The sequence below is a fragment of the Halobacillus sp. genome (genome assembly GCF_049282395.1).
Taxonomy (GTDB): domain Bacteria; phylum Bacillota; class Bacilli; order Bacillales; family Halobacillaceae; genus Halobacillus.
Genome location: NZ_JBAPTY010000066.1, coordinates 1 through 21,499, shown reverse-complemented (window position 1 = coordinate 21,499; position 21,499 = coordinate 1). Strand labels below are relative to the sequence as shown.

Genomic DNA, 21,499 nt, shown 5'->3' with positions numbered 1-21,499 from the left:
TACCCCCGTGCACTACCCAACAAACTTTCCATTTTATGTATAAAGCGGGAGCATTCCCGCCTTTTATTTTAATACCCGTAACCACGGCCACCTACATAAGATGCACCAATGATAACTAAAAGGATGAACAATACTACTAGTAGGGCGAAACCGCCACCGTATCCTCCGCTCATTTCATTCCCCCCTCTCTTGCTTACTTTACTACCATATTCAGTTTAGGAAGGGTTGACAGGGCAGGAGCGGAGTTTTTTATTTTTTTGGCTCTGTTAACACTATTTTTCCAAACAATAAAAGGTTTCCTTTAAAGCCCTCAAGCATTATAGAGGGAAAAATCGTCTTATACCGAGCCAGGCAAAGTATAAGGACTGAGCAAAGAAAGCCATTCCCCATAAGGGGGCAGGAATAAATTTCGTAGCACGTGCTAAGTTGGCAGCGTCACCAGCCTGCATCGGGGACACGAAACTAATCCACATAATCTCAAAAGCACTTGTAACCGCCTCTACAAAAACAAGGGATGCTAAAAATACGAGCACATATTCAATGAAGGTCTGGTTACCACTCCGCAACAGCCAGATAAATCCCGCCCCGAAAGTAATCACCCAGAAGAGTCCATAACCATTTCGCACCCAAAAAACTAAATTAACCGCTAAAAAAGCAAGAAGAATATAAATCATCCACTTATACTGACCCTTGGAAATTAAATAAAAAAAGAGGAATGCAAAAAAAGAAGCAAAGACATAACCTGAAATACTGGTCAGGAAGTGACTGATCCATGACGAATGCCCCGTTAATGTGGTTCCGGAAGTGTTGGGAAGCAAAGAAATTCTGCGCACCTCACCTCCCGTAATGAGTGCAGTTAACGAATGACCACTTTCATGGATCATCGTGTTCAGAATGGCAAAGTACTTTCCAACTATAGGCATTTGAGTTAGTAACAAAGCCACGATGAGTCCAAGAATAATTTGTGTTTTCATAGGTGATATCCTTTCTTTTCGTAATATCTTTTCTTTGTACTTCACTTTTCTCGAGCGATATAATGTTCTATAGCGGAAATTCAAGGTAAGGAGGCAGAAAAAATGAAAATAAAGCTGTTACGTTTACTTGCCTTCCTCATTATAATTGTATCATTCGCCGGCTGTTCTGCTTCTTCAGAAGAGAAAAAGAGCTTGACTATTTCAGCAGCTTCCAGTTTAACAGACGTCATGAAAGAACTAATCGATACATATGAAAGTGCTCATAACGTTAGCATTCAATTAAATTTAGCCAGTTCCGGTAAACTTGCCCGGCAAATCGAACAAGGAGCGCCTGCGGACTTGTACTTGTCTGCAAATCAAAAATGGATGGATCAGCTTGAAGCTGATAAGCAGATTGAATCTGCAACTCGCCGGAACTTCACTTCTAACCATCTCGTTATAATCGGATCGAAAAACAATCATGAATTAAAATCCTTACAAACTTTAGCGAATCTTCCCCCTGAAACACAAGTAGCAGTGGGAGAACCCGAAAGTGTTCCAGCTGGCTCTTATACGAAACAGGCCCTCCAAAAGATTCAACTTTGGGAGTTAATCAAAGAACATCTGGTTTTTTCCAGTGATGTACGCCAAGTCTTAACCTATGTAGAATCCGGGAATGTATCTTATGGAATCGTCTACGGAAGTGATGCTAAAATATCAGACCAGGTTAAAGTGCTGACAGAAATCGATCCCGAATTACATAAACCGATCGTGTACCCAGGGGCTGTTTTATCAGATAGTACGCACAAGCAAGAAGCCACTGATTTTTTAAACTTTCTAGGTACGAAAGAAGCAAAAGAGATTATGAAAAAATACGGATTTCAATCGTAAGCAGGAAGTGAATGTTGACTATGAGCTATTCTCCTCTACTCTTATCTTTAAAAATTGCAGCTATCGCTACCCTGATTGTTTTTATAACCGGGGTAATACTTGCTCGAGTCATTTCCAGGAATTTATTTCCCGGGAAAAGTATTCTAGAATCTTTATTTTTACTACCACTTGTTTTACCACCTACCGTAGTAGGTTTCGGCCTTCTTTATCTATTTGGGAAAAACGGAATACTGGGTAAATGGCTAATGGACTGGTTTGGTGTTCAAGTTGTGTTCTCCTGGATAGGTGCTGTTATTGCTGCAGTGGTTGTTTCATTTCCTCTTATGTATCAGAGTGCTTCGGCTGCGTTTCAAAATTATGATTCAAACGTAGAGAATGCGGCTTTAACGATGGGGGCTTCCAGGCTAAAGGTTTTCTTTACGATTTCCTTTCCTCTGGCCTGGCCGGGACTGCTAGCCGGAACGGTCCTTTCCTTTGCCCGGGCACTTGGAGAATTCGGGGCTACCTTAATGATTGCAGGATATATTCCAGGCCAGACGGATACCATTCCGTTAGCCATTTATTTCGCGGTTGAATCCGGACGGATGGAGCAGGCAAAAATGTGGGTTCTTATTATTGTAGCCCTGGGTTTTAGTTCCACCTTATGGCTGAATTGGTGGACTAAGCGCAACATCCTTTCATTCAAAAGTAAATCATAATGGGAGTTCTTATAGATGCTAAAGCTTAATTTTCAAAAACGCCTAAATCAATACCTGCTTGATATAAAGGCTTCTTTTCAAAACGAAATTATTATTTTATTCGGACCTTCAGGGTCTGGAAAAACGACTACTCTTAATTGCATAGCCGGCCTGAGCCATCCCGATACGGGAAGAATTGAACTGAACGGCCAGCTACTCTTTGATGGCCGCTCTAAAGTCCCTGTTCAAAAACGCAGAATTGGCTATTTGTTTCAAGATTATGCTCTATTTCCTCATATGACCGTGCAAAAAAATATTCAATACGGTTCGAATGATAATGAATTAGCTCAGCAATTAACGGAAGTAGTCGGTATTCAACATTTAATGGACAGCTATCCTCACCAAATCTCTGGAGGAGAAAAACAACGAGTTGCCTTAGCCCGCGCTCTCGCCACTAAGCCCAGGGTTTTATTGTTAGATGAACCTTTTTCATCTTTGGATCAATCGACTAAGAATCGATGCCATCAAGAATTGATACGTCTCCATCAAATGTGGCAGATTCCAATAATACTTGTTACGCATGATAAAGAAGAAGCCAGGAAACTTGGCGACCGGATCCTTCCCATTGATCAGGGCAAACTAGGAACTCCAGTCGAATTTTGGTAAGCACTTGTTTTTTTATTATTTTTAAATAATATGTTATGATAAGTTTATAAGACATATACTTCATTAATTACCTGTAGATTAAAGTATTGTCTCTCTCAGGCGTTGGAACTTTGTTTCAGCGTCTTTATTTTTGTATAACTTTTCCAAAGTTTGTTTATAATGACTCTGAGGATCGCCAATTGTTATTAATAAGAGCAAATGGCTTACTCCTCCTCCAACATTTCCGCAGGTAAAGCTGCGGTTTTTTTGTGTACAAGAAAAGACCCGGCATCCATGGAAGGATGCCGGGTCTTTTCTGTTACTATAATAATGCCCCCGGCAGGATTCGAACCTGCGGCACACGGTTTAGGAAACCGATGCTCTATCCCCTGAGCTACGGGGGCAAAAAGCGTACGTGTAATATTATACAAAACATTGGCTTGAATGAAAAGTGAATTCTTCTCAAATTCCTTCCTTCCTGTTACTTCAACTCTACGGATATGATAAAATATAGTTTGTCTGTCTGAACGCTCAGGATAGTTATATAAATCATAAGCCGTTCCCCCAGGTCGCTTTTCTCTATAGTTTGAAAAGATTCGATAGGGTGTTCGTGCTTTTCTTAATTGAGTTTGAAGGAGGAGAAGAGATGGGACATATACCTTTCATTGCGGTTGAAGGGCCCATTGGTGTTGGGAAAACGTCTCTGTCTAAAAAGCTCGCCTCCCAGTTTGATTTTCATTTGCTCAAGGAAATCGTTGAGGAGAATCCGTTTTTAGGCAAATTTTACGACAATATTGAAGAATGGAGCTTCCAAACCGAGATGTTCTTCTTATGCAATCGATTCAAGCAGCTGGAGGATATCGAACGGAAGTATTTGCAGTTAGAGAAGCCCGTTATAGCCGATTATCATATTTCTAAAAATATGATTTTTGCACGACGTACTCTAAGAGAAGATCAATTCCAAAAGTACTCTCAGATTTTTGACATATTAACGCACGATATGCCGCGTCCGAATATCATTGTTTATCTGCATGCTGGTCTCGATACCCTGTTAGATCGTATTCGTATGCGGAACAGAGATGTTGAAGCCAATATTCAACCCTCTTATTTAGAGCAGTTATCCAGGGACTATGAGGACTTCATGAATCACTTTGAAGCAACTCATCCTGATATCCCTGTTATTCGCTTGAATGGCGATGATATTGATTTCGTAAAACATCAGGATGATTTAAATTATATTGTTGAACTTGTAGAGCAACACTTAAATAAAGGAGAAGTTATTAAATGAACGCACGTGAACGCTATGGAATACCACATGACAGCGTCATTACAATTGCAGGCACAGTTGGGGTAGGGAAATCTACCATGACGAATGCATTAGCTGATGCCCTTAAATTTCGTACTTCTTTTGAAAAAGTAGAAACCAATCCTTACCTTGATAAGTTTTATCATGATTTTGAACGTTGGAGCTTCCATTTACAAATTTACTTTTTAGCTGAACGTTTTAAAGAGCAGAAGAAAATCTTTGAATATGGCGGTGGATTTATTCAGGATCGTTCGATTTATGAAGATACAGGCATTTTCGCCCGTATGCATTATGAAAAAGGAACGATGTCTGAAATAGATTACCAAACGTACAAGAATTTATTCGATGCCATGGTCATGACTCCCTATTTCCCTCATCCGGATTTATTAATTTATCTGGAAGGATCATTTGATGACGTTGTCGATCGAATTAAAGAGCGAGGACGGCCAATGGAACAGGAAACGCCTGTCGAATATTGGGAGGAAATGTTCAAACGTTATGAGAATTGGATCGAGAATTTCAATTCCTGCCCAGTCCTTCGGCTGAATATAGCGGACTATGACGTGTTAAATGATGAAAACAGTATTGAACCTGTTATGGAAAAAATCGGACACTTTATCCAGCAATCCCGCAAATGGCGTTCCAGCCACTTGCTCACCTAAACAAAAGCCTGAAGAGATTCAAATCTCTTCAGGCTTTTTTTCATGCCTTATGGACGTGTGGAGTAGGTAATATATGGGGAAACATATCCATAAAGAAAGGAGAATACATTCCATGAAAGATCGATTCATTCCTCAATGAAGAACTGGCTATATTAAATCAAAAATTTGATAAGATAGCGATCCCTGAGAAAAGGAAATTTGTAGATCAGGAGAAGAATTAATCTGCCGTTTCATTAAGCTATGAGGCCGATTTTTCTGTTCGCAGGAAGATGCTTTAGAAGTTTGTTAAATGCTGTTACGCTTTAAAATTTCACAAACTAAAAAAGCAGCCTTCGAAAAGGCTGCTTTTGTTCTATAAATCTCCAATATTATGCGCTATTGTTGATAATAAAATGGCGGAGGAGGAGGGATTCGAACCCCCGCGGGGCGTTAACCCCCTGGCGGTTTTCAAGACCGCTCCCTTCAGCCAAACTTGGGTACTCCTCCGTGTGACCGACAATGAATATAATATCACGGCTGAGTAAGCCCGTCAATATATATTAAAAACTTTTTTCATTTCTGTAGAAAAGAGAGGAATTTTGTCATTTCATCTTTTCTCATTATAAGAACCTTCACGTGTATAGTCAATTTCCTTAATTCTAAAGCCTGTTAAACTCCATCTTAATCTTCCAGTAAAGCTCCCGTGTGTTGAAGACTCAGTTTCGAGATAGTTGGAGGTCCGTTACTCTATGTGGAAGAGGGCTGGTGGGGAAATAACTCGTCTTGTTACATCACCCAGACACTCGAGACATAAGCCGCTCATCAACGGATTGAAAAACCGCAATCCTTTTGATGGTCGGCTTATGCTGGTCGTGTCTTTCGGGGTGATTCTACATTTGAACACTTTCCTATGGGGGAACGATGAGCTTCCTCGCTCGTTTCACTCCCTGCGGGATGAACATGATCGGTGAGATCCCGCAGGGCTGTTAAGCCCGAGGAAGCTCACCACAAGGGATGTTCGACTAAGACCGCCACGTCCTGTGGCAACGTCGAACGACCCTGCATCGTGCAGGGCCGCGGAAAGCGAGCCGTTCCCTGGAGCCCCTTTCTCCAGACAATATCTGGAAACTGAGTCTTACACAATCCGGGCCTAAAGTGTAATAAGACTTTTATAAAAACAAACGATAGCGCTAATAGCGCGTTAAAAAAGCCGCTCCGGCAAGTTTGCTCGGTGCGGCTTTTTTTTATAGGATATAGGCTTTATACTATCGAATGAACTCTTTACCACCCATATATGGACGAAGAACTTCAGGGATCTCTACAGAGCCATCCTCCTGCTGATAATTCTCAAGAATCGCAGCTACTGTACGTCCGAGGGCAAGCCCGGAACCATTTAAGGTATGAACAAATTCCGGCTTTCCTTTCTCTTCACGACGGAATCGAATACCAGCGCGGCGGGCCTGGAAATCTTCAAAATTAGAACAAGAACTGATTTCACGATACGTCTCGTAGCTTGGGATCCATACTTCGATATCGTATTTCTTAGCAGCTGTGAACCCAAGATCACCTGTACACATGCTCATCACACGGTATGGCAGTTTAAGCAGCTGCAGAACCTTCTCAGCATGGCCGGTTAGTTCTTCCAGTATCTGATAAGACTCCTCTGGTTTAGCTAGCTGAACCAGTTCAACTTTATTGAATTGGTGCTGGCGGATCAGACCTCTCGTATCCCGGCCTGCAGACCCAGCTTCTGAACGGAAGTTGGTGCTGAAAGCTACAAACTTCTGTGGAAGGTTCTCACTGGATAGGATCTCTTCACGATGGTAGTTCGTTACCGGAACTTCTGCTGTTGGCACTAAGAAGTAGTCCCAGTCTTCAATTTTAAATGCATCCTCTTCAAATTTCGGAAGCTGTCCGGTTCCTGTCATAGAGGTGCGATTCACAAGTTGAGGAGGAAGCATTTCCTGATAGCCATGTTCATCAGCATGTAAATCCATCATGAAATTTAATAGCGCTCGCTCCAGACGGGCACCAAGTCCTTTGTAAAAAACAAACCGGCTTCCCGTAACTTTAGATGCACGTTCGAAGTCTAGAATATCGAGCTCCGTTGCTACATCCCAGTGGGCTTTGGCTTCAAAAGTAAAGGCTGGAAGGTCTCCCCACTTTTTAGCTTCCACGTTATCTTCTTCATCTTCTCCAACAGGAACACTTTCATGCGGAATGTTAGGAATAGATAAAAGTAAGGTTTCTAATCGCTCTTCCACGTCTTTGAGTTCAGCATCCAGATTCTTGACCCGATCTCCTACTTCACGCATTTCTTTAATCTTGTCATCCGCGTCCTGCTTTTCCTTTTTCAGTTGGGATATTTCTTTAGAGACTTCATTACGGCGAGCTTTTAACTCCTCCGTCTCTTGAATCAGCTCCCGGCGTCTTTCATCCAAGTCTCCAAAAGCATCCAGTTCGGATAAGTCCTCACCGCGTTTATTCAACTTCTGCTTCACTTCTTCAAAATTCTGGCGTAAGTACTTCATGTCCAGCATGTGGATCCTCCTCATTCAAATTAATTAATATAAAAAGCTCCCGTCCCTTGTAAATAAGGGACGAGAGCTTTATTATGCTTCCCGCGATACCACCCAAGTTGAAGATTGAAGATCAATCTTCCGGCTTAACTCATAACGGTGAGCACCGGTTCGACTTACTGTTATTCAGTCGAACACTCAAGGATGGATTCACACATCTTTTTCATCAGTTCTCACCAGCCACTGACTCTCTTAAAGAAAAAGGATGATGCTACTAATTCCTATCATCGCGTTAATTATTAGCTATTGTGTCTAATAACATTAGCGGATATTCAATCATAATGCAAGTGATTTTTTAGACTCTTCCACCATTTTAACAAAATGAGCGGTCATTCGATGATCTTCGGTCAATTCAGGATGGAAGGAACAAGCCAGGTAACCATCCTGCTGGGCAGCTACGATATGTCCATTATACGTAGCTAATACTTTACCGGATTCACCTACCCCTTCAATATAAGGAGCACGTATAAATACGGCATTGTATCCTTCAGCCACACCTTCGATATCGAGATCCACCTCAAAACTTTCGCGCTGCCTTCCGAAGGCATTACGGCGCACGTGAATGTCCATCAGTCCTAAATGTACGTCATACGATCCATCAATTTCTGATGCAAGCAGAATTAATCCTGCACAAGTACCGAAAATCGGCTTTCCCTGTCTTCCGAAATCATGAAGTGGCTCTAGAAAATTATACTTGTCAATCAGACGCCTCATTGTGGTGCTTTCACCACCGGGAATAATGAGACCATCAATATGCTCAAGCTGTTCTACCTTTTTCACTACGACACTTTCTGCACCTGAAGCTTCGATGGAACGTACATGCTCACGAAAAGCTCCTTGAAGTCCTAATACACCGATTGTGGTCATGATGCATGTCTCCTTTAAATCTATCCTAAATCATTCAACGATCATAAATATAATCGTAGAACCAGCCGCGGGTGAGGCCTGTCTCAAGACCCATGATCCACCTGCTAATTATTTATTGACTGCGATCCTGCATACGCTGGTCAGCAGCAAGAGTAGACATTTCCATGCCCTTCATAGCTGTGCCCAAACCTCTGGAAAGTTCGCCAATCAATTTGTAGTCATCATAATGCGTAGTAGCTTCTACAATCGCACGAGCAAAGCGTTCTGGGTCATTGGATTTGAAAATACCTGAACCTACGAATACACCGTCTGCTCCAAGCTGCATCATCAATGCCGCATCAGAAGGGGTAGCAATTCCACCCGCTGCAAAGTTTACGACAGGAAGACGACCTGCTTCACGGATTTCCATAAGAAGATCAAATGGAGCACCATTGTCTTTCGCATAAACCATCACTTCATCTTCAGATAAACCACGAAGATGACGGATTTGAGACTGAACTTGTCTCATATGACTGACGGCTTCTACGATGTTGCCTGTACCAGGTTCCCCTTTAGTACGAAGCATAGAAGCTCCTTCACGGATACGGCGGGTAGCTTCTCCTAAGTTACGGCATCCGCATACGAATGGAACGGTATAATCGTCCTTTTTGATGTGATAAACTTCATCGGCCGGCGTCAGCACTTCACTTTCATCGATATAATCGACACCTAAAGCTTCTAGTACACGTGCTTCCGTAATGTGCCCGATACGAGCTTTTGCCATGACTGGAATAGAAACAGCATTCATCACGTCTTCCACGATGCTTGGATCTGCCATTCGAGCTACGCCTCCAGCTGCACGAATATCCGCTGGTACGCGTTCAAGAGCCATTACGGCTACCGCTCCCGCTTCTTCAGCTATTTTTGCCTGTTCAGCATTTACAACGTCCATGATGACGCCGCCTTTTTGCATTTCTGCCATTCCGCGTTTTACGCGATCTGTACCTGTTTGTGACATAATATATTCCTCCCTGAATCGACTGTATATTATCAACCATTTGCATGATGTGAATCCAAAATTCCTTATTTTCTATTGTAACTCAAAAAAGCCTAAAATCCTACCAAATAAATTGGCATTAACTGTTAGAACCAACTTTTCACCATATCTACAGCTCCGGTAAAAATATCGCTAAAGAACTCACCGATTCCGCCTATCATCAGCATAAACCAACTGGATTTTTCAACCGCTCCGGTCGTTACCAAATCTACGGAATTCTGGTTTTCAGATAATAGATTATCATAGGATTCTTCTCCATTGTACACAAGAGAAGCCGTTCCTACTTTGGCTCCCTTTTCAATAGGGGCCACGAGCTTTCCATCCTCATCCAATTGATCTTCCGAAAGGTTATACTCAATGGAGTATTGTCCATCTTCCCCGTTTTTAACCAGGGTTTGAAGGTCGGTGTTTGTCTCTACAGCTACCTGGTCTTCTTTACCTTTAGCTACTTTGATCTCGGATTCATCTTCCAGTTGATAGCCAGCTTTATACAGAGTCTGCTCCTGGAATTGCTGAAAACCATAATTAAATAATTTCGCTGTCTGCTGGAAACGGGAAGCTCTTGAATCCGTCTTCATCACAACTGCAATAAAGCGCTGACCATCTTGTTCAGCTGTCCCTGTAAACGTGTTACCTGCAAGTTCTGTGTAACCAGTCTTTAAACCATCAACCCCGTCGTAACCAAACTGTGAGAGTGCACCGGGCATGTCTGGTATCATCCAGTTCCAGTTTGTAATCGTCTGGCCATCAAATTCGGCCGTTGGCTGACTCGAGTAATCTAAAGCTTCAGGATAATCATTAATTAAGTGGTAGGCAAGAAGTGCAGAGGATCGTGCTGAGAGCATATTGGTCGCATCAGGGGCTGTCCCTTCAGGATAGTTATCTCCCAGGTGAGAATTATTCAGTCCAGTGGAATTGACGAATTCATAATCAGGAAGTCCCATTTCCTTAGCCTTTTCATTCATCATTTTAACAAATTCCGCTTCTGTACCTGCAATCAATTCAGCGAGCGTAATGGTCGTGGCATTATCCGAATTGATGGCCATCGCTTTATACAGTTCTTCTACTTTGTAATCTTTATTCATTTTCAAGCCGACGCCTGAGAATTCAGCATTAGCCGATATATCGTAAGCGTATTGGCTGATTTGTGTAGTGGTATCCCAGCTGATGCTGCCATTCTGGATCGCTTCCATAACAAGGTACTCTGTCATCATTTTCGTCATACTAGCGGGAGGTAGAGTAAGGTCTGCCTCTTTCTCAAATAAAATCTTTCCAGAATCAGCATCTACTAGAATAGCAGATTTCGCTTCTACATTAACTGTAGCCGCGTATGTATTCCCTGGATTCATCCAGACTGCGGACATGCTCAAAATAAAGGCCAACATGACGGCCAGGGATGTTTTAAAAACTTGTTTCAACTTTCTCGACCTCCACCCACAAATTATGTATTATACCCTCGTTATTTTATCATATGGCTTAACAAAAGAATAGACAGGGAAATAGTCCCTGTCTATAAAAATTATTCAAGTTAAACGGAGTAGTTCGGTGCTTCTTTTGTAATTTGAACATCGTGAGGGTGGCTTTCGCGTAAGCCTGCTCCGGTAATTCTCGTAAATTTAGCATCCGTACGCAGCGCCTGGATCGTTGGGGTTCCGCAATACCCCATTCCGGATCGCAAACCGCCCATCAGCTGGTGAAGGGTATCTGCAAGCGGTCCTTTATACGGCATACGTCCTTCGATCCCCTCTGGTACCAGTTTTTTGGATTCCTGACCACTTTGGAAGTAACGATCTTTAGAACCGGATTCCATAGCCCCTACAGATCCCATTCCACGGTAAACTTTAAAACGGCGGCCCTGGAAGATTTCTGTTTCTCCCGGACTTTCTGAGACGCCCGCGAGCAAACTTCCAAGCATCACCGCATGGGCCCCTGCCGCAAGAGATTTTACAATTTCACCTGAATATTTAATACCGCCATCGGCAATTACAGGTTTGTTATATTTCTCCGCTTCCATCGCACAGTCGTGAACCGCAGTAATCTGTGGAATGCCTACTCCGGAAACGACACGGGTTGTACAAATGGATCCAGGACCTATGCCTACTTTGATCACATCGGCACCTGCTTCAATTAGTTCGCGTGTTGCTTCTGGGGTGCCTACGTTTCCGGCGATAATATTTATAGAAGGATACTTGCTTCGAATACGCTTCACTTGGTCGATTACGCCCTGGGAATGTCCGTGGGCCGTATCGATAACTAAAGCATCCACTCCCGCAGAAACAAGTTTATCAACCCTTGTCATAGCATCCGCTGTTACCCCGACGGCAGCAGCGCAAAGGAGACGACCATGTTCATCTTTCGCCGAAAGCGGAAATTCGATAACTTTTTCGATGTCTTTAATGGTGATTAGACCTTTTAGGATGCCTTCGTTGTCCACTAATGGAAGTTTTTCAATTTTGTATTCCTGAAGAATCTTCCCAGCTTCCTCTAAAGTGGTCCCAACAGGTGCCGTTACCAGATTTTCGCTTGTCATCACTTCACTGATGGCCATGGAATAGTTATCGATGAAACGCAGATCACGGTTGGTAAGGATCCCCACCAGCTTCTGTTCTTCTTGATTATTCACAATCGGCACACCTGAGATTCTGAATTTACCCATCAGGTGCTCCGCATCAAAAACCTGATGTTCAGGAGTCAAAAAGAAAGGATTCGTGATAACTCCGCTTTCGGAACGTTTTACACGATCCACCTGCTCAGCCTGCTCTTCGATCGACATATTTTTGTGAATGACACCGAGACCGCCTTGTCTCGCCATTCCGATTGCTAGACCGGCTTCTGTGACTGTGTCCATTCCAGCACTGAGAACGGGCATATTCAGTTTTAAGGTAGGCGAAAGCTCTGTAGCTAATGAAACGTCACGAGGTAATACATCTGACTTGGCAGGAAGTAAAAGGACATCATCGAATGTTAAGCTTTCTTTTTCAAATTTATCTGCACGCATGCTTGATCTCTCCTTTTATTCAAATAGTTTGGGTAAAGGTGGGGAATAATAACCGTTAACTATTTAAATTACTATCTTATTGTTATTTACAATACGACAATGACTGTGCTTTTTCAACCATAAAAAAATACCATAAATCCCCTGTCGGGACTGCTTTCCATGCGCTTTAACAGAGTACAATGTAATTAAAGCGCTTTCTGCTTTACTTGCAAAAAATAAGGATGAACGTGACGAAAGGAGAGGCACTCCCATGCTTAAGGAAGAGACCATTCTTAATTACTTACAAGTTACCGCTCACACCAGACCATTTTTACTGGCCTGTTACGAAAACATAAACAATCCGAAAGCTTCTCACCATGCCTACCAGAACGCGGAACGATTTATATATGGTTTAAATCTGGGAAGTGACTACTGGGAGTCTGCAAAAGCGACTCCCTTGAGTGTCCAGCCGCTCCTTTTTTATTATGGACTCAATCACTACTTAAAGAGCTGCCTTCTAACAGTAGATCCAGGTTACCCTGCTACAGCCAAGGTTTTAGCTCACGGTCTGTCGACCAGAAAAAGAAAGAAACAGCATTACCGCTTTTTAGAGGACGATATTCGAGTCCAGCCCCATGGACTATTTCCACATGCAGCAGATCATCTGTTCCAGTTCTCATCATCAAAAGAAAAAGTCTCGATGGATGAATTGCTGCGTCCCTTAGAAGCTATGGCTCCCATCTATGCCTATAAAGATTTAGAGCGTCCGTCTGCAGATGAACCCTGGCCTCCGCTACTTGCTTATTTTGCTGTTCTGTATAACTTAAGCATGCTGGTCCGCTATGAGGGAGAATGGTGGGGAGAAATGCAGCAAATGAGGGACCGGGAGGACTATGTCTTTATCATCGAATTTTTAAAAAGCGCAAGCGACCAGATTCCTATGTTAATTTCCGCATGGTTAAAAGACCAGTTGACATCTGTTCTTTGATATCAGCTGGTCTTTTGTTACTCCAGTATTTCTTCTATATGTAGATGCATATGTTCTTTTAAGTGATAAATTTCTCCATCCTCTTCTAAACGAATCATCGGTCTTGTAGGGTAGGTTTGATCTACAAAGACAATTTCCGCCCGCCGATTGTTGGACAGTCTTATATTCGTGCCGGTTGAATAATTGGTCAGTTCTTTGACCAGCACTTGGATAACGGTGTGATCATAGCGTCCGAACTGTTCCTTAAGAACATTCTCAAGAACTTTAAAAGGAGAATGCTTTTGGCGATACACACGTTCTGAAGTCATGGCGTGGTACATATCACTAACCGCAATGAGCTGACTATAGGAATGGATTTTGGTATGGTTCAGTCCAAGAGGGTAACCGGTTCCGTCCAATCGCTCGTGATGCTGTAAAATGGCAAGCTTGGCGGGGCGGCTCAACGTCTGAATGTTTTCCACCAGACGGTAAGAGTGCGCAGGATGGTGTTTAATTTGTTCAAATTCCCGTTCTGTGAGTGGAGCCTCTTTATCGATTACACGTTGATCGACTCTGGCCATTCCAGCATCACTGAGTAACCCTGCAAGCCCTACTTGAATCCACTCCCCGTATTCATAGTCCATTTTATAAGCTAAATAAGAGGCCATAACACTCATCGCTACACTATGGTGGTAAAGATAATCCCAGCTTGAGGAATAGTTATGAAGTCTGAAAATCTCCTGCTTCTCCTGCACAGCACTTTCTAATAAAGGTTCCATTACTACACGGATTGCTTTAATATCCAGGGATGCTCCTGCCCGCCAATCCGAAAACCATTTCTTATAGGATTGAACGGCATGTAAGTACCGGTCGTAAAAGGTTAGGTCCTCACTTGATTCAATGGATCCATAAGGCTGTGTTTCGATCGCTTCATCATCTACTGGTTCTTCCGGAACAAAAGGAGAACCGTCTGAAAGTTTGTTCGCAACTTCTACGGATTCAATTAAAAATTTCTTTAATACTTGAATATGTATAGGATGAATCAACGTGTTTTTAGGGATAATTGGATTTTTAGTACATCCCATTACATCTTTTGTTATTAAACAGCCCGTAACCAATTGGGAAGGGTGCACCCGCATATCATTTTCCACCTCTCTTAGAAGGAGTATAGCTATTAAATCCACTAAAATATCTTAAAAAAAGCCGCCTGCCGTAAATTTCGACAGGCGGCTTGGCATTTCCCAGCAAACGGGGGAGGTTATTCTTCAGGAGTGTCGTCCACTTCTTTCGATTCCTCTGATGATGTTTCTTTATCTTCATTCTTTTCAAGTGCTTCTTCAATGATTTCTTCTTCTTCTTTTTCTGATTCCACACGAGCTACCGTGGCTACTTCTTCCCCGTCTCCAAGACGGATCAAGCGGACACCCTGAGTATTCCTTCCAGTTTCAGAAATGCTTTCAAGCGGCATCCGGATCAGCACTCCACTTTCCGTGATGATCATGATATCTTCTTCACCATTCACGGCCTGGGTAGCGACGACATAACCATTTTTATCGGTAAGGTTACACGTAATAATTCCTTTACCGCCCCGATTGGTAATGCGGTAATCCGTTGCCGGTGTCCGCTTCCCATACCCTTTACTTGTGACGGTAAGAACCTGCAGGTCGTCCTCCAGGATTTCCATGGATACAACGCGGTCGTCATCTCTGAGCGAGATCCCTTTAACACCTGCTGCTGTACGGCCCATAGCACGGATTTGATCTTCATTAAACCGGATGAGATAGCCATTTCTAGTACCAATCATAATATCCTTTTGGCCATCTGTCAGTTTCACGGAGATCAATTCGTCGTCTTCCCTCAATCCAAGTGCAATCAGACCGCCGCGGCGGATGTTCGCAAATTGGGAAAGTGTCGTCCGTTTGGTGATACCGTTCCTTGTTGTGAATAGCAGGTACCAATCGTCGACGAAGTCTTCTACGGTGATGACGGCGTTAATCCACTCATCCCGCTCAATATTCAGCATATTGATAATTGGAATCCCTTTAGCCGTTCGGCTGAATTCAGGAACTTCATAGCCTTTTGCTTTATATACTTTTCCTTTATTGGAGAAGAACAGCAGCGTATTGTGAGTTGAGGTGGAGAGCAAGTGTTCCACAAAATCTTCTTCGTGGGTCCCCATTCCTTGTACACCACGGCCGCCTCTGCGCTGAGAACGGTACGTGTTAGCAGGGAGACGTTTGACATAACCTTGATGCGTCAGGGTTACAATAACCGTTTCTTCCGGTATTAAGTCTTCGTCTTCAATAAAGTCACTGCCGCCCAGCACAATTTCAGTACGACGTTCATCGTTAAAGCGTTCTTTTACATCCTCGAGTTCTTCCCGGATAATTTCCAGAACTTTCTCTTCATCAGCAAGGATTGCTTTCAATTCAGCAATCAGCTTCATGAGATCCTGGTATTCGTTTTCAATCTTCTCACGTTCTAAACCAGTCAGACGTTGAAGACGCATATCCAGAATAGCTTGAGCCTGGCGATCGGACAGCTCATAACGCTCCATTAAACCACTTTTAGCAATCTCAGTCGTTTGTGACTCTCTAATGAGCGTAATCACTTCGTCTAAATGATCCAGAGCTACTCGAAGCCCTTCCAGGATATGAGCTCTCGCTTCCGCTTTACGAAGTTCATAAGCGGTTCGACGCTTGATGACTTCTTTCTGGTGCTCCAAATAGTATTCCAGGCACTGTTTCAAGTTCAATACTCTTGGATGACCTTTAACCAGAGCCAGCATATTAATACCAAATGTGGATTGAAGAGCCGTCATCTTGTAGAGGTTGTTCAACAGCACATTGGGATTAGCATCCCGGCGTAATTCGATCACGACGCGAAGACCGTTACGGTCGGACTCGTCCCGGAGGTCCGTAATGCCGTCAATTTTTTTGTCGCGGGCAAGATCTGCTATTTTCTCAACAAGACGAGCTTTGTTCACCTGATACGGAAGCTCCGTAACAATTAAGCGAGCTTTCCCATTCGCCTGTTCTTCGATTTCAACATTTGCCCGGACGGTAATGGATCCTTTTCCAGTTTCATAAGCTTTTCGAATACCGCTTAGTCCAAGGATTTTCCCAGAGGTTGGAAAGTCTGGCCCGTAGATGTGGTTTTCCATCAATTCCTGAATGGTAATATCCGGATCTTTACTGACGGCAAGTACAGCATCGATCACTTCACCCAGCTGATGGGGAGGAATATTCGTAGCCATCCCTACCGCGATACCTGAACCACCGTTCACCAGTAAGTTCGGGAATTTGGCAGGTAAGACAAGAGGTTCCTTTTCCGTACCGTCATAGTTGTCATCAAAATCAATTGTATCCTTATTGATGTCTCGCAAAATCTCCATAGAAATTTTGGACATTCTTGCTTCCGTATAACGCATAGCGGCAGCGGCGTCGCCGTCTACAGAACCGAAGTTTCCGTGTCCGTCCACGAGCATATAACGGTAGTTGAAGTCCTGAGCCATACGTACCATCGTATCGTACACGGCCGAATCACCGTGCGGGTGATATTTACCGATAACCTCCCCTACAATACGGGCAGACTTTTTGTGAGCTTTATCGGAATGCATGCCTAAATCATGCATCGCATACAAAATCCGGCGGTGTACAGGTTTCAAACCATCACGGACGTCAGGCAAGGCACGTGCCACAATAACACTCATGGCATAATCCAGGAAGGATGTACGCATTTCCTGGCTTATATTAATTTCCTGCACGCGTGGGCGTTCGGGTTGATCCACCATTCTATTTACCTCCTAATAACCTATAAGGGGAGAAAAGCTCTAAAGAGCCTTTCCCCATCCATTTACACTGTTTCTATTTTTATCGTGACGACCATTTGTTTATTTCTTATATATCCAGGTTCTGGACGTATTGAGCATTTTCCTCAATGAAGTTACGGCGTGGTTCTACCTTGTCCCCCATAAGAATATCAAAGGTTTCATCTGCTCCAATCGCGTCTTCCAGACTCACTTGAAGCAGCGTCCTTGTCTCGGGATCCATTGTTGTCTCCCAAAGTTGTTCCGGGTTCATCTCTCCTAAACCTTTGTAACGCTGGACGCCTGGTTTTGGAGAGTTTGGCAGCTCTGCAAGCATGCTATCAAGCTGCTTATCACTATACGTATAATAAACGGCTTTCCCTTGCTGAATTTTATAAAGAGGCGGCTGGGCGATATAAATGTAGCCATGTTCAATCAAAGGACGCATATAACGGTAAAAGAAGGTTAGAAGAAGCGTTCGAATATGAGCTCCGTCCACATCAGCATCCGTCATAATGACGATTTTATGGTAGCGGGCTTTAGAAATATCGAAATCCTCTCCGATTCCTGTACCGAGCGCTGTAATAATCGCACGCACTTCATTATTTGAAAGGATTTTATCTAAGCGAGCTTTCTCTACGTTAATAATTTTCCCGCGAAGAGGAAGAATCGCCTGGAAATGCCGGTCCCGTCCCTGTTTCGCAGAACCCCCGGCTGAGTCACCCTCAACCACGTAGATCTCTGAAATACTGGGATCTTTAGACGAACAGTCCGCTAATTTACCAGGAAGGTTGGAAACTTCAAGCGCATTTTTACGGCGAGTAAGCTCACGTGCCTTCTTCGCAGCCATACGGGCTCTGGAAGCCATCAGTCCTTTTTCCACTACAATTCTTGCCATGTTTGGATTTTCAAACAAGAATTTAGAAAAGCCTTCTGAGAATAGCGCATCCGTAACCGTACGAGCCTCACTGTTTCCAAGCTTGGTCTTGGTCTGTCCTTCAAATTGGGGATCTGGATGTTTGATAGAGATGATCGCAGTTAAGCCTTCGCGAACGTCATCTCCTGTTAAGTTCGGGTCAGTTTCTTTAAACATATTATTTTTACGCGCATAATCGTTAATTACACGAGTGAGTCCGGTTTTAAAGCCGGATTCGTGTGTTCCGCCCTCGTACGTATGAATATTATTCGCATACGAATAAAGATTGCTTGCGAAGCCATCATTATACTGAAGGGCGATTTCAATAGAAATGTCATCCTGTTCACTTTCTATGAAAAATGGTTCGTGGAGCACTTCTCTCGTACGGTTCAAATGCTCGACATAAGAGCGGATGCCGCCCTCATAGTAATAGCTCACCGGCTCTTCATCTGTACGCTTGTCTTCAATCGAAATCGTTAAGCCGCGATTCAGAAAAGCAAGCTCTCGTGTACGAGTAGCCAGTGTTTCAAAGTTATATTCAACGGTTTCTGTAAAGATTTGTTCATCCGGTTTAAACTGAATGCGTGTTCCAGTAATCTCTGTGTCTCCGATGATTTTCAAATCTTCTTCCGGCACCCCGCGGTGGAAAGCCTGGTAGTGAATCTTGCCATCACGGTGGACGAATACTTCAAGTATTGATGATAGAGCATTCACAACGGATGCTCCTACACCGTGGAGTCCTCCAGAGACTTTATAGCCTCCGCCTCCAAATTTCCCTCCGGCGTGAAGAACCGTCATAATGACCTCTACTGCAGGACGTCCTGTCTTTTCCTGAATCCCTACAGGAATTCCGCGGCCGTTATCTGTCACGGAGATGCTGTTATCTTTCTCAATCATCACTTGGATCTGGTCACAGTGACCAGCCATCGCTTCGTCAATACTGTTATCTACAATTTCCCATACAAGGTGGTGCAGTCCTTTTTCGTTCGTCGAACCAATATACATTCCCGGGCGTTTACGAACCGCTTCCAGCCCTTCCAGTACCTGTATCTGGCTCTCATCATAGGATTCTTTTTGAATTATGTCTTCCTTCATGGTACTCACCTACATTTCTCAAGTGGTTTTTCTTATGAACTCTTTCACTGATGATCTTCTCTTACCCACCTGACTCTTCAGAGAAGTCTTCCAGTTTATTTAACGTGGTCTTCATATTGGCCCTCTTCTTCAAAGTGAATACGGAAAGCGGGCTGAAATATATATAATCATTTGTAATCACGATAGCTTTCACGTGGTCTTCTTCTGTTTCCACCACGCGTCTGTTTTTCCGCTGATTAAAAATCATTTCCTCGATAATAGAGGACGATGTCATCAAACTGTGATCGATAATCGCTACCACATCTTTTGATTGGATGACATGATCGTCACCGATATGAATGAACAATTTGCCACCTCATTTCTCTACTTCGATCGTTCCTTCTTTAACATGAAAGATCTCTGCATGCTTCAAAGCTTCATGTTCAATTCCATCTATACTAGTCGTTGAAACAAAGGTTTGAACTTTCCCCTGGATGGTATGAAGCAGATGGGACTGCCGGTAATCGTCCAGTTCGCTGAGCACATCATCCAGAAGAAGAATGGGGTACTCGCCGACTTCACTATGAATGAGTTCAATTTCCGCAAGCTTCAAAGACAGGGCGGTTGTTCTCTGCTGTCCCTGGGAACCATAGGTCTGAACATCTTTTCCATTCACATAAAATATAAGATCATCCCGGTGGGGACCTGCAAGCGTAGTCCCCCTTTCAATTTCCTTTGTTTCAATTTCTGAAAATTTTTCCATGTATATTTTCTTTATTGTGTCCAAATTCATATCCTCTGATACTTTGACACTTGCATTATAAGAAATATCAAGTTTTTCTAGTTTCCGGCTGATTCCTTCATGGATGGGAGTCGCCCATGAACGGAGCAGCTGCATAAACTTGAACCTTCGATCCACAATCGTCGCTGCATGCTCCATCAACTGATCCGTCAATACTCCAAGCATCGTCCGATCAGCGTGAGGCTTACGCTGCAAATCTTTCAGCAGGTGATTACGCTGACGGAGGATCTTTTGGTATTGTCCTAAATGATAGATATACGTCGGTTGAATCTGTCCGATTTCCATGTCGATAAACCGACGACGCACCTGAGGGCTTCCCTTGACCAGGTTAAGATCCTCAGGTGCAAACATAACGACATTCAAAGCACCTATGTAGTCACTAAGGCGCTTTTGTTCAATATGATTTAATTTCGCTTTTTTCCCTTTGGTCGAAATGACAATCTCGAGAGGAAAACGGCGATTCCGTTTAAATATACTCCCTTTTATTTTACCATACTCGGCGTCCCATTGTATTAATTCTTTATCCCTCGGGGTCCGGTGTGATTTTGTAAAGGCTAAAGCATAGATCGCTTCCATCAAATTGGTCTTTCCCTGGGCGTTTTCACCAATAATGACATTTATCTTATGATCAAATGTCAGGGACAATTGATCATAATTTCGAAACGACCGAAGCGACAGCTCATGAATATACATAAGTCAGGTTCATTTCACCTTATTCTTCACGTACAACCGTGAAGCTGCCAAACTCTTCTATTTCGACTGTATCTCCCAGGTAAAGCTTACGCCCACGGCGGTTTTCTAACTCTCCATTTACAAAAACTTCAAATTCACTAAGGAATAATTTAACCATTCCACCAGATTCCACAACGTTGGATAATTTTAGAAACTGACCAAGCGGGATATATTCCGTTGATATTTCAATACGTTCGCTCATTTTCATTCACCCTATTCCATGAATTCACCTTCTTTTTATTTTACTAAAGATGAAGGTGTAAGAAAAGTCCAAGAGATTTATTCTGTTTCAGCGGCTCACCATAAGAAAAGGCACCGCTATGATTTTCATAACAGCGCCTCTTTTAAACTAGTACTATATTCGAATGACTGACATACCTTTTATACTAACACGTTTTTTATAAATCAGTAGGTTCGGACAGGCAGGATCAGCTGAAGAATTTGTTCATCATCTACAGGACGGATCAAGAAAGGACGCATCGCTCCCGTGAATTCTACTTTTACTTGATCATAATCCACAGCTTTTAAAGCATCCATCATATATTTAGCACTAAAAGAAATCTTTAAATCTTCTCCGTTCACATCATCTGCCGTTACTTCTTCAACCACATTTCCTACTTCAGGTGAG

General features: G+C 43.1%; 19 protein-coding genes, 2 tRNA genes, 1 pseudogene and 1 other annotated feature. Of the genes and pseudogenes, 6 read left to right on the top strand and 16 right to left on the bottom strand.

Annotated elements, in window-relative coordinates:
• Nucleotides 1-68 precede the first annotated feature (68 nt).
• Both WAM07_RS03495 and WAM07_RS03490 read right to left on the bottom strand, forming a co-directional pair.
• Nucleotides 69-173: a YjcZ family sporulation protein gene (locus WAM07_RS03495; protein WP_087946016.1), complete on the bottom strand. Its 105-nt coding sequence runs from the start codon at nt 171-173 to the stop codon at nt 69-71.
• 144 nt (nt 174-317) lie between these two features.
• On the bottom strand, nt 318-974 hold the full coding sequence (locus tag WAM07_RS03490) for a M50 family metallopeptidase (protein ID WP_422164807.1): 657 nt from the start codon (nt 972-974) through the stop codon (nt 318-320).
• Between the two features lie 102 nt (nt 975-1,076).
• On the opposite strand from WAM07_RS03490, the gene modA reads away from it, so the two are divergent.
• From modA to WAM07_RS03475, 3 genes are read left to right on the top strand one after another with little or no spacing between them, the layout of a single operon-like run.
• The gene (modA, locus tag WAM07_RS03485) at nt 1,077-1,844 is read left to right on the top strand and encodes a molybdate ABC transporter substrate-binding protein (protein WP_422164805.1); all 768 of its coding nucleotides are present in this window, start codon (nt 1,077-1,079) and stop codon (nt 1,842-1,844) included.
• A 20-nt stretch (nt 1,845-1,864) separates the two neighbouring features.
• Complete coding sequence (modB, locus tag WAM07_RS03480; RefSeq protein ID WP_422164827.1) at nt 1,865-2,542, top strand: molybdate ABC transporter permease subunit; 678 nt, start codon at nt 1,865-1,867, stop codon at nt 2,540-2,542.
• A 15-nt stretch (nt 2,543-2,557) separates the two neighbouring features.
• Nucleotides 2,558-3,187, top strand: a complete 630-nt coding sequence (locus tag WAM07_RS03475) for an ATP-binding cassette domain-containing protein (RefSeq protein WP_422164804.1) — start codon at nt 2,558-2,560, stop codon at nt 3,185-3,187.
• Between the two features lie 310 nt (nt 3,188-3,497).
• Here the strand turns inward: WAM07_RS03475 and WAM07_RS03470 are convergent.
• A tRNA-Arg gene (locus tag WAM07_RS03470) sits at nt 3,498-3,570 on the bottom strand.
• 242 nt (nt 3,571-3,812) lie between these two features.
• Here WAM07_RS03470 and WAM07_RS03465 point away from each other — a divergent pair.
• Together WAM07_RS03465 and WAM07_RS03460 are read left to right on the top strand one after the other, a co-directional pair.
• A complete protein-coding gene (locus WAM07_RS03465; RefSeq protein WP_422164802.1) occupies nt 3,813-4,454 on the top strand; it encodes a deoxynucleoside kinase in 642 nt (213 codons plus the stop codon).
• A complete protein-coding gene (locus tag WAM07_RS03460; protein ID WP_014641313.1) occupies nt 4,451-5,134 on the top strand; it encodes a deoxynucleoside kinase in 684 nt (227 codons plus the stop codon). Before WAM07_RS03465 ends, WAM07_RS03460 begins: the two co-directional genes overlap by 4 nt.
• A 393-nt stretch (nt 5,135-5,527) precedes the next feature.
• Here WAM07_RS03460 and WAM07_RS03455 read toward each other — a convergent pair.
• The 6 genes from WAM07_RS03455 to guaB form a co-directional block, all read right to left on the bottom strand.
• Nucleotides 5,528-5,620, bottom strand: a tRNA-Ser gene (locus WAM07_RS03455).
• 758 nt (nt 5,621-6,378) lie between these two features.
• Nucleotides 6,379-7,653, bottom strand: coding sequence for a serine--tRNA ligase (gene serS / locus WAM07_RS03450; protein ID WP_422164800.1), 1,275 nt, complete (start codon nt 7,651-7,653; stop codon nt 6,379-6,381).
• A gap of 53 nt (nt 7,654-7,706) precedes the next feature.
• Nucleotides 7,707-7,929, bottom strand: a binding site (T-box leader).
• Nucleotides 7,930-7,968: 39 nt separating this feature from the next.
• Entirely contained in the window at nt 7,969-8,559 is a 591-nt protein-coding gene (gene pdxT, locus WAM07_RS03445; RefSeq protein ID WP_422164798.1) for a pyridoxal 5'-phosphate synthase glutaminase subunit PdxT, read from the bottom strand.
• A gap of 112 nt (nt 8,560-8,671) precedes the next feature.
• Nucleotides 8,672-9,556 (bottom strand): pyridoxal 5'-phosphate synthase lyase subunit PdxS, encoded by an 885-nt coding sequence (pdxS, locus tag WAM07_RS03440; RefSeq protein WP_014641310.1) that lies wholly within the window; start codon nt 9,554-9,556, stop codon nt 8,672-8,674.
• A 125-nt stretch (nt 9,557-9,681) separates the two neighbouring features.
• Nucleotides 9,682-11,013 (bottom strand): serine hydrolase, encoded by a 1,332-nt coding sequence (locus tag WAM07_RS03435; RefSeq protein ID WP_422164797.1) that lies wholly within the window; start codon nt 11,011-11,013, stop codon nt 9,682-9,684.
• 110 nt (nt 11,014-11,123) lie between these two features.
• Nucleotides 11,124-12,593, bottom strand: coding sequence for an IMP dehydrogenase (gene guaB / locus WAM07_RS03430; RefSeq protein WP_422164795.1), 1,470 nt, complete (start codon nt 12,591-12,593; stop codon nt 11,124-11,126).
• A gap of 250 nt (nt 12,594-12,843) precedes the next feature.
• Between guaB and WAM07_RS03425 the strand changes: the two genes are divergently transcribed.
• Entirely contained in the window at nt 12,844-13,560 is a 717-nt protein-coding gene (locus tag WAM07_RS03425; RefSeq protein WP_422164793.1) for a YaaC family protein, read from the top strand.
• A 17-nt stretch (nt 13,561-13,577) separates the two neighbouring features.
• Here WAM07_RS03425 and WAM07_RS03420 read toward each other — a convergent pair whose 3' ends face one another.
• The 7 genes and pseudogenes from WAM07_RS03420 to WAM07_RS03390 form a co-directional block, all read right to left on the bottom strand.
• The gene (locus tag WAM07_RS03420) at nt 13,578-14,678 is read right to left on the bottom strand and encodes an HD-GYP domain-containing protein (RefSeq protein WP_422164791.1); all 1,101 of its coding nucleotides are present in this window, start codon (nt 14,676-14,678) and stop codon (nt 13,578-13,580) included.
• Between the two features lie 119 nt (nt 14,679-14,797).
• On the bottom strand, nt 14,798-17,332 hold the full coding sequence (gyrA, locus tag WAM07_RS03415; RefSeq protein ID WP_422164789.1) for a DNA gyrase subunit A: 2,535 nt from the start codon (nt 17,330-17,332) through the stop codon (nt 14,798-14,800).
• 106 nt (nt 17,333-17,438) lie between these two features.
• Nucleotides 17,439-19,358, bottom strand: a complete 1,920-nt coding sequence (gyrB, locus tag WAM07_RS03410; RefSeq protein ID WP_422164787.1) for a DNA topoisomerase (ATP-hydrolyzing) subunit B — start codon at nt 19,356-19,358, stop codon at nt 17,439-17,441.
• Nucleotides 19,359-19,419: 61 nt separating this feature from the next.
• On the bottom strand, nt 19,420-19,704 hold the full coding sequence (gene remB / locus WAM07_RS03405) for an extracellular matrix regulator RemB (RefSeq protein ID WP_014641303.1): 285 nt from the start codon (nt 19,702-19,704) through the stop codon (nt 19,420-19,422).
• 9 nt (nt 19,705-19,713) lie between these two features.
• Nucleotides 19,714-20,832 (bottom strand): DNA replication/repair protein RecF, encoded by a 1,119-nt coding sequence (recF, locus tag WAM07_RS03400; RefSeq protein ID WP_089750509.1) that lies wholly within the window; start codon nt 20,830-20,832, stop codon nt 19,714-19,716.
• Nucleotides 20,833-20,851: 19 nt separating this feature from the next.
• Nucleotides 20,852-21,073, bottom strand: a complete 222-nt coding sequence (yaaA, locus tag WAM07_RS03395; RefSeq protein WP_014641301.1) for a S4 domain-containing protein YaaA — start codon at nt 21,071-21,073, stop codon at nt 20,852-20,854.
• 203 nt (nt 21,074-21,276) lie between these two features.
• Nucleotides 21,277-21,499: pseudogene (locus tag WAM07_RS03390) on the bottom strand (DNA polymerase III subunit beta); the annotation flags it as partial.

Bases quoted from the DNA above. Each gene is read 5' to 3' on its own strand.
- WAM07_RS03495 (WP_087946016.1), bottom strand. From the start codon at position 173: ATGAGCGGAGGATACGGTGGCGGTTTCGCCCTACTAGTAGTATTGTTC.
- WAM07_RS03490 (WP_422164807.1), bottom strand. From the start codon at position 974: ATGAAAACACAAATTATTCTTGGACTCATCGTGGCTTTGTTACTAACT.
- modA (WP_422164805.1), top strand. From the start codon at position 1,077: ATGAAAATAAAGCTGTTACGTTTACTTGCCTTCCTCATTATAATTGTA.
- modB (WP_422164827.1), top strand. From the start codon at position 1,865: ATGAGCTATTCTCCTCTACTCTTATCTTTAAAAATTGCAGCTATCGCT.
- WAM07_RS03475 (WP_422164804.1), top strand. From the start codon at position 2,558: ATGCTAAAGCTTAATTTTCAAAAACGCCTAAATCAATACCTGCTTGAT.
- WAM07_RS03465 (WP_422164802.1), top strand. From the start codon at position 3,813: ATGGGACATATACCTTTCATTGCGGTTGAAGGGCCCATTGGTGTTGGG.
- WAM07_RS03460 (WP_014641313.1), top strand. From the start codon at position 4,451: ATGAACGCACGTGAACGCTATGGAATACCACATGACAGCGTCATTACA.
- serS (WP_422164800.1), bottom strand. From the start codon at position 7,653: ATGCTGGACATGAAGTACTTACGCCAGAATTTTGAAGAAGTGAAGCAG.
- pdxT (WP_422164798.1), bottom strand. From the start codon at position 8,559: ATGACCACAATCGGTGTATTAGGACTTCAAGGAGCTTTTCGTGAGCAT.
- pdxS (WP_014641310.1), bottom strand. From the start codon at position 9,556: ATGTCACAAACAGGTACAGATCGCGTAAAACGCGGAATGGCAGAAATG.
- guaB (WP_422164795.1), bottom strand. From the start codon at position 12,593: ATGCGTGCAGATAAATTTGAAAAAGAAAGCTTAACATTCGATGATGTC.
- WAM07_RS03425 (WP_422164793.1), top strand. From the start codon at position 12,844: ATGCTTAAGGAAGAGACCATTCTTAATTACTTACAAGTTACCGCTCAC.
- WAM07_RS03420 (WP_422164791.1), bottom strand. From the start codon at position 14,678: ATGCGGGTGCACCCTTCCCAATTGGTTACGGGCTGTTTAATAACAAAA.
- gyrA (WP_422164789.1), bottom strand. From the start codon at position 17,332: ATGGTGGATCAACCCGAACGCCCACGCGTGCAGGAAATTAATATAAGC.
- gyrB (WP_422164787.1), bottom strand. From the start codon at position 19,358: ATGAAGGAAGACATAATTCAAAAAGAATCCTATGATGAGAGCCAGATA.
- recF (WP_089750509.1), bottom strand. From the start codon at position 20,832: ATGTATATTCATGAGCTGTCGCTTCGGTCGTTTCGAAATTATGATCAA.
- yaaA (WP_014641301.1), bottom strand. From the start codon at position 21,073: ATGAGCGAACGTATTGAAATATCAACGGAATATATCCCGCTTGGTCAG.